This is a genomic window from Brevundimonas sp. (genome assembly GCF_031082345.1).
Taxonomy (GTDB): Bacteria; Pseudomonadota; Alphaproteobacteria; order Caulobacterales; family Caulobacteraceae; genus Brevundimonas.
In genome coordinates, this window is sequence record NZ_JAVHLH010000360.1 from 1 (window position 1) to 1,999 (window position 1,999).

Sequence of the window (1,999 nt, forward strand, 5' to 3'; positions counted from 1 at the left end):
GACCCGGTCAGTCGGAGAAGGAGGCGGCGGACATTCATCGCGCCCACGTTAGGGCGACCAACCCGGGTTTCTCAAACGAAAACGCCGGGCGCGATCAATCTTCGTCCCGGGTCTCGATGCGATGGGTGAAGACGCGAACGTCGCCGTCGCCGCCGTGCTCGCCTTCCTCGATGAAGCCCGAGCGGTCGGCGTCCATCCGCGCGAAGGCTTCGCGCAGGGGACTGATGAACTCGGCCTCGCTGATCTTGCCGTCACCGTCCTTGTCCATGTCGCCATGACCGCCGGGGCCGCCCATGTGGCGCACCTCGATACGGGTGTCGCCGCCGGCGCCCGCATGGCCCGGACCGTGGACGACGTGCGGCATGCCGTGGCCGGCCGCTCCGTGGATGACGATTTCGCGCTCCTCCCGGGAGCCTGCCTCGCCGCCCGCATGCGGACGGCGGAGTTCGAAGCGGTGCATGCCGGGCTCGCCCCCCGGTCCGCTGCCGAAAAACGTCATGCCTCCGGCGGCGCCGTGACCGGCCGACAGCTCCTCGGTGGACAGGCGGCCGTCGCCGTCCGTGTCGACGCGGGCGAAATGATCGTTCATCGGAGCGGTGAACTCTTCGCGGGTGACCTGGCCGTCGCCGTCCTTGTCGAGCGAGCCGGGGCCGTGCGGCCCCATGACCATGACCCGGGTGTGGACTTCCGGAGGCGTCGGCGGCGACGGGGGATCCTGCATCAGGACGGCGGAAAGGGCGATCAGGGTCAGCATGGGCGGTAGGCTCCCGATTGATATCTTCCGTTGTTCGACCACGCCGGGCTTTCGCGGGTGTTTCAGGCGGCGGCCGAATTGTTTCAATCCTGAAATGACGGCGCGAACGCGCGCCTTCACAATGGTCCGATGCAAGCTGAAGCCGCCCCGCGCATCCTCGTCGTCGACGACGACCCCGGCATCCGCGAGGTGCTGACCGAATATCTGTCACAGCACGGCTATGCCGCCGAGGGGGCGGCGACCGCGGCTGAGATGGATCGCGCCATCGCCGCGCGCACGCCCGATCTGATCGTGCTGGACCTGATGATGCCGGGCGAGGACGGGCTGTCGGTCTGCCGCCGGATCGCCGGCAAGGGGCCGCCAATCGTCATGCTGTCGGCCATGGGCGAGGACACCGACCGGATCATCGGCCTGGAGCTCGGCGCCGACGACTACCTGGCCAAGCCTTGCAATCCGCGCGAACTGCTGGCGCGGGTCCGGGCGGTGCTGCGCCGGCCCCGCGAGAGTGCGGAGGCGGACGGCCCCTGCCTCGCGTTCGCCGGATGGCGGCTGGATCTCTTGCGGCGGGAGCTGATGAGGCCGGACGGTCAGTTGGTGGCCCTGTCCGCCGGGGAGTTCGCCCTGCTCAGGGCCTTCGCCGAGCGACCAGGCCGGATCATGACCCGCGACCAGCTGCTGGAGCGGGCGCGGGGCGCTGACAGCGACGTCTTCGACCGGGCCATGGACGTCCAGATCAGCCGGCTGCGCAAGAAGCTGGACGACGGCTCCGGCCTGGAGATGATCCAGACGCTGCGGGGCGAGGGCTATATGTTCGACGTCAAGGTCGACCGTCACAGCGGCGCCGGGCGGAACGGGACGTGAAGCGCCCCTCCTCCCTGCCCGTCCTGGTCCAGGTGGCGGCGCTGGCGGCGCTGGCCGTGGTCATGTCGCAGGCCGTGGCCTTCGCGGTGCTGGTGCTGGCCCCCGAGCCGAGGCCGTCCGGGTTCAGCATCGAGGCCGCCGCCAATGCACTGAAGGGCGAACCGGCGGAGACTTCGGACGGTCGCGCCCTGAGACGCCGGATCACGGACCAGCCCGTATCGCCCGCCGGGATCGACCGCATCGACCCGATGGCCCTGGCCATATCGGCGGGACTGGCCGAGCGGCTCGGAGTCGAGCCCGGCACGGTGCGGGTGGCGGTCGATCGCGGACGGGTGCGCCGGCCGGACCCGCCGCCGGGCGGCGCGCCGCCGGCCAACTTCATCT

3 protein-coding genes are annotated in these 1,999 nt (G+C 70.5%); 2 read left to right on the forward strand and 1 reads right to left on the reverse strand.

Annotated features, from left to right (window positions below; all coding sequences use genetic code 11):
* Positions 1-94 precede the first annotated feature (94 nt).
* Entirely contained in the window at positions 95-754 is a 660-nt protein-coding gene (locus RDU12_RS15275) for an EF-hand domain-containing protein (protein WP_300293191.1), read from the reverse strand.
* Positions 755-883: 129 nt separating this feature from the next.
* Here RDU12_RS15275 and RDU12_RS15280 point away from each other — a divergent pair, with 129 nt between their 5' ends.
* Both RDU12_RS15280 and RDU12_RS15285 read left to right on the forward strand, forming a co-directional pair.
* Positions 884-1,615, forward strand: a complete 732-nt coding sequence (locus RDU12_RS15280; RefSeq protein ID WP_300293189.1) for a response regulator — start codon at positions 884-886, stop codon at positions 1,613-1,615.
* Positions 1,612-1,999: hypothetical protein (locus tag RDU12_RS15285; protein ID WP_308685491.1), on the forward strand; the 388-nt coding region annotated here is incomplete at its 3' end. The genes RDU12_RS15280 and RDU12_RS15285, both read left to right, overlap by 4 nt.